An 8,204-nucleotide genomic window follows, 5' to 3' on the forward strand; every position below is an offset into this window, starting at 1 on the left:
ACCTTGTTTTGACGATTGCCGCTGCAAAGTCCGGCTTGGCTACGTGGTTTGCCAGGGCAAGGGTTCGGACAGATGCCAGCATCGCGATTGATAATTCTGAGCGTGGCGGTGGCCGCGGCGGGTGGCGCTGGCTATGTCGCGAAGAACATGGTGGCACCGCCGCCCCAGGTCGTCGTCGATTCCGCTCCCCAGGCCCCGGCAGTGGCACTCCAGGATGTGCTTGTGCTTTCAGGCGACGTTCCGATGGGCAGCCCCATCCAAAACAACATCGCCTGGCAATCCTGGCCCGCCGACGGCGTCAACGCGAATTTCATCACCCGCACCGCCGAGCCCGAGGCGCTGGACAAGCTGAAGGGTTCCATTGCCCGTGTGGCGATGTATGCCGGAGAGCCGCTGCGGCGTTCCAAGCTGATCGGCGAGGGGCAGAGCTTCATGTCGTCGATCCTGCCTTCCGGCATGCGGGCGGTCGCCACGGCCATCTCGGCCGACACGTCGGCCGGCGGCTTCATTCTTCCCAACGATTTCGTCGACGTCATCATGACCCGCAGGGCCGATGCCGCCAGCGGTGCCGCCGGCTTCAACACCGAGACCATCCTCAAGAACATCCGCGTCCTGGCCATCGACCAGACCATTCAGGAGGACGAGGAAGGCAAGAAGACCAGGGTGGGCCAGACCGCCACGCTGGAACTGACGCCCAAGCAGGCGGAGATTATCACCGTCGCCCAGCAGATGGCGGATCGCCTGACCCTGGCGCTGCGGGCGGTCGCGGACACGCAGGAAAAGAATGTGGGTGAGGCCGACTATCTCGTTTCCGGCAATGGCCGCAGGGGAACGGTGAGGCTGATCAAGTCGGGCGAAGTTTCCGAAGTGGGAGCAAGGAAATGAAGCTAGGTGGCAAACTGCCGGCAATCGTAGCCGCGGCATTCGGCCTGCTGCTCGTCGGAACGAATGTGCAAGGCAGCGTCGTCGAGGCAAAGAACGCGCAGGTCACGGCATCGACGGCCACCCAGCGCGTCAAGCTCGGCCTCAACAAGTCGGTGGTCATCGACCTGCCGAGCGATGCCTATGACATTCTCGTCGCCAATCCGGCGGTTGCCGATGCGGTGACCCGCACCGCAAGGCGCATCTATCTGTTCGGCAAGGCGGTCGGCGAGACGAACATCTTTGTCTTCGGCCCCAATGGCGAGCAGATCGTCAGTCTGGACCTGGCCGTCGAGCGCGACGTTGCCGGCCTTGAGGATTATATCAGGCGCTTCCTGCCGACGTCGGCCATCAAGGTGGAACTGCTGAACGACAACGTCGTCCTGACCGGAACGGTCGACACGCCGCTGGACGCAAAACGCGCGGTCGACCTGGCGACGATCTTCGTTTCCGGTGGTGAAGCGACGACCGGACAATATTCGCAGACCGCTGCCGGCGGTTCGGCCCAGAGCGGTGTCGACATCAACAATCCGGACCAGGAGCGCCGCACCAGCAAGATCGTCAACCTTTTGCAGATCATTGGCGACGACCAGGTCACGCTGAAGGTCACGGTCGCCGAAGTCAGCCGCTCGGTGATGAAGCAGCTCGGCGTCAACATGGTCGGCAGCGGGGGCAGCAACGGCATTAGCTACGGTGCGGTCAGCGACAATTTCATGGGTCTCGGCAAGCAGCTATCGAACTCGGGCCTCCAGGTCGGCGCGTCGGGGCTGCAGGCCTATGTCAACGCCATGGAGCAGTCCGGAGTCATGAAGACTTTGGCGGAGCCGACCTTGACCGCCGTATCCGGCGAGAAGGCGACCTTCAAGGTCGGTGGTGAATACAACATGGTCACAAATGTCGACCAGAAGGTATCCGACGACAACCGGACTGGGTTGAAGACCTACAGTGTCGAAAAGATCGAGTACGGCATCGGCCTGGAATTCCAGCCGGTGGTGTTGTCTCCCGGCCGCATAAGCCTGAAAGTCCGAACCTCGGTTTCCGAGCCGACAACCGAGGGATCCGTGTCGTTGTCCGAAGGCGTGACGAGTTCCGGCATGAACGCCCTTTCGCTGCGTAAGCGTCTTGCCGATACGACCGTTGAACTGCCCTCGGGCGGCTCCATGATGATCGCCGGCCTGGTTCGCGACGATGTCAGGCAAGCCGTCAACGGACTGCCCGGACTGACAAAGATTCCAGTGCTTGGCGCGCTCTTCCGCAGCAGGGATTTCGTCCGCAACGAGACCGAGCTCGTCGTCATCATAACCCCCTATCTGGTGAAGCCGGTGGCACGCAACGACCTTGCCAAGCCGGACGACAATTTCAACGCCGCCAGCGATGGCGCCGCCATGTTCCTTGGCCGCGTCAATCGTGTCTACGGCACCATGCAGACCGACAAGCCCAACGGCCGCTACCACGGCGTCGTCGGCTTCATCTACAAGTGAGCGGAGAAGCGGACATGTCTCAGTCAGCATTGAAGGCAAGCACCATCGCCGCAACGATGCGCTTTGGCCGCTCGCGGGTCTGCCGGCGGTCCGTTCCGGTTCTGGCGATTGCGATGGCGGCACTGCTGGCCGGCTGCGCCCAGCGCGACAGCATCACGGTCGGCTCCATCCCGGACGATTATCGCACCAACCATCCGATCGTGATCGCCGAGAAGAACCAGAAGATAGATCTGCCGGTGGGCGCCGGTGACCGTGGCATGACGGGCTCCCAGCGTGACACGCTTTCGGGCTTCCTCGACGGCTACGACAGGAGCGCCGCCCCGACGCTGACGATTGCAATCCCGGCAGGCTCGGCCAACGAGGTCGCGGCGGCCGCTGCCGGGCGTGATTTCGCCCGGCTGGCGGTTGCCAGCGGCATCAAGCGCAACCGGATCGTCATGACCTCCTATCAGTCCGCTTCCGCCGAAGCCTCGGCCCCCATTCGCGTTGCCTATATCTCGGTGAAAGCCCAGACCGATAAATGCGGGCGCTGGCCCGAAGATCTCGTGGAGACATCGGAAAACAAGCACTATGCCGATTTCGGCTGCTCCTATCAGAACAATCTTGCTGCCCAGATGGCCAATCCGGCCGATCTGCTTGGACCACGCAAGCAGGCGCCTATCGACGCCGAGCAGCGTGGAAAAGTCATCGACGGGTACCGAAATCAACCGTTCTTTGATTGGCAAGCAGAAGGCGAAGTTAGCTACTAAAGCGCAGTTCCGGAGCACATGGACATGAACAATCTGGCCTATGACACTCCTGTGGACGGCAGCGATACCTCGCAGCAGGACATCGCCGCGATGCAGGCGTTGCGGCCGATCCCGCGCATCTCGATCCAGGCATTCTGCGAGACCGAGGGTGTTGCCAACCCGGTCGAGCGCGCCGGCGAGGACCGTCGCATGACGAAGGCGCATCTCAAGGTCCATATGGGCGGTGTTCCCACTGCCATCGAATTCTACCAATCGGCGCCGACGCCCAATCTGATCCTGCTGGAATCGCGCAGCGAGCCCAAGCAATTGCTGGAACAACTCGCCCAGCTTTCGGAATATTGCGATCCGACGTCGAAGGTGGTGGTGATCGGCCACTACAATGATGTCGGCCTCTACCGGGAACTCATCCGCAACGGCATTTCCGAATATGTGATCGCTCCGGTCTCGATGGCCGACATCGTCAGCGTGGTGTCGTCGATTTTCATCGATCCGGAAGCCGAGCCGCTCGGCCGCTCGATCGCCTTCGTCGGCGCCAAGGGCGGTGTCGGCTCCTCGACGATCGCCCACAATGTGGCTTGGGCGATGTCCTCCCTGTTCAAATCCGAAGTGGTCGTCGCTGATCTCGATCTGGCTTTCGGCACCGCCAACATCAATTTCGACCAGGATCCGGCGCAAGGCATTGCCGAGGCGGTGTTTTCACCGGAACGCATCGATGAAGTCTATCTCGACCGGCTGCTGACCCAGTGCGCCGAGCATCTGTCGCTGCTGGCGGCGCCTTCGACGCTCGAACGGGTCTATGATTTCGATCCAGAGGCCTTCGTTCAGCTCATCGACACCGCCCAGCGCAGCGTGCCGCTTCTGGTGCTCGACGTCCCCCATGCCTGGACGGGCTGGACCAAGAACACCTTGGTCAAGGCCGACGAGATCGTCATCACCGCGACACCGGAACTTGCCAATCTGCGCAACACCAAGAACCTCATCGACATGCTCAAGCGGCTTCGTCCCAATGATCCGCCGCCCAAGCTGATCATCAACCAGGCCGGCGTCCCGAAACGCCCGGAGATTTCGCCGGCCGATTTCGCCGAGCCGCTCGGTCTGTCGCCAATGTCGGTCATTGCTTTTGATCCCTTGCTGTTCGGCAATGCTGCCAACAACGGACGCATGCTTGGCGAAATGGATGCCAAGAATCCGATCGTCGCAATGATCAACGAAATGGCGCATGTGCTGACCGGGCGCAGCGAAATCAAGATCAGGAAGAAGGCCGGGCTCGGCAGCCTGCTCGGCAAGCTCTCGCGCAACAAGAAGTGACGCTTCAGCAGTGGAATCGGTAGTCGATCATGTTTGGTAAAAGAGGCAGCGACGACGGCAACCGGTTCACGCCGGAATTTCGCCAGCCAGCACCGGCGCCTGTTGCGCCGCCGGCTGCAGGTTCCGTGGACACGGCGGTTCTGACACGGCCCTCGGCGCCAAGCGCGCCTGTCGCGCCGCCGGCGCGCCGTGCGGTCGAGGCACCGCCATTGGCGCCTGAGCCGAAGCGGGCACAGCGCGAAAAAAGCGAAACCTATTACGATACCAAGAGCCAGGTCTTCTCCGCACTCATCGACACCATAGATCTGTCGCAGCTTTCCAAGCTTGATCCTGAAAGTGCGCGCGAGGAAATCCGCGATATCGTCAACGACATCATCGCGATCAAGAACTTCGCAATGACGATCGCCGAGCAGGAAGAGCTGCTCGAGGACATCTGCAACGACGTGCTCGGCTATGGGCCGCTCGAGCCGCTGCTCGCCCGCGACGACATCGCCGACATCATGGTCAACGGCTCCAGGAACGTCTACATTGAGGTCAACGGCAAGGTCGAACAGACCGGCATCCGCTTTCGTGACAACCAGCAGCTCCTCAACATCTGCCAGCGCATCGTCAGCCAGGTTGGCCGCCGCGTCGACGAATCCAGCCCGATCTGCGACGCGCGCCTCCCCGATGGCTCGCGCGTCAACGTCATCGCGCCGCCGCTCTCCATCGACGGCGCCACGCTCACCATCCGCAAATTCAAGAAGGACAAGCTGACGCTCGACCAACTGGTCAAGTTCGGCGCCATCTCGCCGCAGGGCGCCGAAGTTCTCAAGATCATCAGCCGTGTTCGCTGCAACATCGTGATCTCGGGCGGTACCGGTTCGGGCAAGACCACGCTGCTCAATTGCCTGACCAACTATATCGACCGCGAGGAGCGCGTCATCACCTGCGAAGACTCGGCCGAGCTGCAATTGCAACAGCCGCATGTGGTGCGCCTCGAAACCCGCCCGCCCAATCTGGAGGGCGAGGGTGAGGTGACGATGCGCGACCTGGTCAAGAACTGCCTGCGCATGCGGCCCGAGCGCATCATCGTCGGCGAAGTGCGCGGACCCGAAGTGTTCGATCTTCTGCAGGCGATGAACACCGGCCATGACGGCTCGATGGGCACGATCCACTCGAACAGCCCGCGCGAATGCCTGAACCGCATCGAATCCATGATTGCCATGGGCGGTTATTCGCTGCCGCAAAAGACAGTGCGCGAAATCGTCGTCGGTTCCATCGACGTGATCATCCAGGCAGCGCGCCTGCGCGACGGATCGCGCCGCATCACCCACATCACCGAGGTGATCGGGATGGAAGGCGACGTTATCATCACGCAGGACATCGTCCTCTACAACATCAAGGGCGAGGACGCCAACGGCCGGCTGTTGGGTGAGCACGTATCGACCGGCATCGGCCGTCCGCATTTCTGGGAGCGTGCACGCTATTACGGCGAGGAGCAGCGTCTCGCCATTGCGCTCGAGGCGATGGAGAAACGCGCTGACTGACGTCTGCTGGGGTGTAAGGGTTCGGGCCAATGTTTGGAATTGACGGCACAGTACTGGCGTTTGTCGTGCTCGCCGGCTTCAGCGCCGGCGCCGTCGCTTATGCATTTCTGTTCACCCGGATCAGCAACGAGAAACAGGTCGGCAAGCGGCTCGAAACAATCAGGACCGCCGAGACGGATCGCTCCGTCGTCAAGGCCTCGCGCGACCGCGTGGCGGAAGCCGCCAAGCGGCGCAAATCGGTTCAGGATTCTCTCAACGAACTCGACGCCAAGCAGAAAACCAAGGACAGCCGCGTCAAGAAGCCGCCGCTGAAAGCCCAGCTTCGTCAGGCCGGCCTCAAGACCACCATCGAGCGTTTCTATATATATTCCGCAATATGCGGCATCGTTTTGACGATGGCCGCTTTCGTGGCCGGAGCCCCGCTGATCGCCTTGCCGGGCGTGCTGCTGGCCGGGGGGCTGGGCCTGCCGCGCTGGTTCGTCACGTTTCGCCGCGCCCGCCGGGTCAAGGCATTCCTCAACGAATTTCCAAACGCGCTCGACATCATCGTGCGCGCGGTCAAATCGGGCCTGCCGCTGAACGATGCCGTGCGCCTGATCGCCAACGAATCGCCCGAACCCGTAAAGACCGAGTTTCGCCGCATCGTCGATTCACAGCAGATGGGCCTCTCTATCCCCGACGCGACCTTGCGCATGCCCGAAACCATGCCTTGCACCGAGGCAAGCTTCTTCGGCATCGTTATCCAGATTCAATCGCAAGCCGGCGGCAATCTCTCCGAGGCGCTGGGCAATCTTTCGCGCGTGCTTCGCGATCGCAAGAAGATGAAAGCCAAGGTCGCGGCGCTGTCGATGGAAGCGAAGGCATCCGCCGCGATCATCGGTGCGCTGCCCTTCATCGTCGCCTTTCTCGTCTACCTGTCGAGCCCGGCCTACCTGATGCCGCTGTTCAACACCAGCGTCGGAAACCTGATCCTTGGTTGCTCTGCGGTCTGGATGTCGATCGGCATCCTGGTGATGCGCAAGATGATGAACTTCGAAGTCTAGGATGCTGGCATGACCGAGCAAGTCATCAAGACCCTGACGGATCCGAGCTTCCTGATCGCGATGCTGGTCGCGATAGCGGTGTTTGCGACCGTCTTCACCTTGCTGCCGGCGTTTGGCGGAAACCAGCTCAAGTCACGCATGAAATCCGTTGCGCTGGAGCGCGACGAACTGCGTGCGCAACAGCGCGCCCGGCTTGCGGTCGAGGCCGACCGCCGTCGCAAGGGCTTGCGTGAGGAACAGTCGATCGGCATGCGCAACATCGTCGACCGGCTGGATCTGAGACGCGCGCTCGCCGATGAAGGCACCTTGCAGAAACTCAAGGTGGCCGGTTTTCGTGGACAGAATCCGCTGACGCGGTTTCTTTTCTTTCGTCTCGTGCTTCCTTTTGTCGGTTTCGCGCTGGCCGCAATCTACATTTTCGTGCTCGGAGGACTGCCCGACAAGCCATTGGTCATCAGGCTGTTCGTCTGCATCCTCGTTGCTTACGGCGGCTTCTACGCGCCGGTCATCTACGTCAACAACCGCGCCACCAAGCGCAAGCAGTCGATCCAGATGGCATGGCCGGATGGGCTCGATCTGATGCTGATCTGCGTCGAATCGGGCATGTCGGTGGAAGCAGCATTGCGCAAGGTCGCCGACGAGATCGGCGCGCAATCGGTGGCGCTGGCGGAAGAGTTCATCCTCACCAATGCCGAACTTTCCTATCTGCCGGAGCGCAAGCAGGCCTACGAGAACCTGGCAAGCCGCACCGGCCTGGATTCGGTCAAGTCGGTGTCGCAGGCGCTCGTCCAGGCCGAGCGTTACGGCACGCCGGTGGCGCATGCACTGCGCGTGCTTGCCGCCGAAAGCCGCGACATGCGCATGAATGCGGCCGAGAAGAAGGCGGCCGCCCTGCCGCCAAAACTTACCGTGCCGATGATCCTGTTTTTCCTGCCGGTGCTTTTCGCCATCATCCTGGGTCCCGCCGGCATTCAGGTCAGCCAACGCGGTATCTTCGGCGATCATGCGGCGCCGGCAACAAACGCCCAGTAGCGGCAAGGCAAATTCCTGCAGTACACTTCAAACGAAGAGGCCGCGCGGGGGGGGGCGCGGCCGCGTGGGTGGGGGGGGGGGGTGTGGGGGGGGGTGGGTGGGGGGTTGGGGGTGGGGGGGGGGGGGGGGGTGGGGGCGGGG

The 8,204-nt window shown here is 62.0% G+C and carries 7 protein-coding genes; all 7 read left to right on the forward strand.

Annotated features, from left to right (window positions below; translation table 11 throughout):
- The first annotated feature begins 72 nt into the window (after positions 1-72).
- The 7 genes from cpaB to AC0L2D_RS07620 are packed head-to-tail and all read left to right on the forward strand — an operon-like array spanning position 73 to position 8,063.
- Positions 73-885: a Flp pilus assembly protein CpaB gene (gene cpaB, locus AC0L2D_RS07590; protein ID WP_013533684.1), complete on the forward strand. Its 813-nt coding sequence runs from the start codon at positions 73-75 to the stop codon at positions 883-885.
- Positions 882-2,402, forward strand: a complete 1,521-nt coding sequence (locus tag AC0L2D_RS07595) for a type II and III secretion system protein family protein (protein ID WP_063171182.1) — start codon at positions 882-884, stop codon at positions 2,400-2,402. Before cpaB ends, AC0L2D_RS07595 begins: the two co-directional genes overlap by 4 nt.
- 14 nt (positions 2,403-2,416) lie before the next feature.
- Complete coding sequence (locus AC0L2D_RS07600) at positions 2,417-3,151, forward strand: CpaD family pilus assembly protein (protein ID WP_063171183.1); 735 nt, start codon at positions 2,417-2,419, stop codon at positions 3,149-3,151.
- Positions 3,152-3,169: 18 nt separating this feature from the next.
- A complete protein-coding gene (locus AC0L2D_RS07605; RefSeq protein WP_063171184.1) occupies positions 3,170-4,459 on the forward strand; it encodes a CpaE/TadZ family protein in 1,290 nt (429 codons plus the stop codon).
- Positions 4,460-4,488: 29 nt separating this feature from the next.
- Positions 4,489-5,988: a CpaF family protein gene (locus tag AC0L2D_RS07610; RefSeq protein ID WP_063171185.1), complete on the forward strand. Its 1,500-nt coding sequence runs from the start codon at positions 4,489-4,491 to the stop codon at positions 5,986-5,988.
- A gap of 29 nt (positions 5,989-6,017) precedes the next feature.
- Positions 6,018-7,031 carry a type II secretion system F family protein gene (locus tag AC0L2D_RS07615; RefSeq protein ID WP_013533679.1) on the forward strand — a complete coding sequence of 338 codons (1,014 nt, stop codon included), beginning with the start codon at positions 6,018-6,020 and terminating at the stop codon, positions 7,029-7,031.
- Between the two features lie 9 nt (positions 7,032-7,040).
- Entirely contained in the window at positions 7,041-8,063 is a 1,023-nt protein-coding gene (locus AC0L2D_RS07620) for a type II secretion system F family protein (RefSeq protein WP_013533678.1), read from the forward strand.
- Positions 8,064-8,204: the final 141 nt, after the last annotated feature.

Source organism: Mesorhizobium sp. WSM4833 (genome assembly GCF_055811095.1).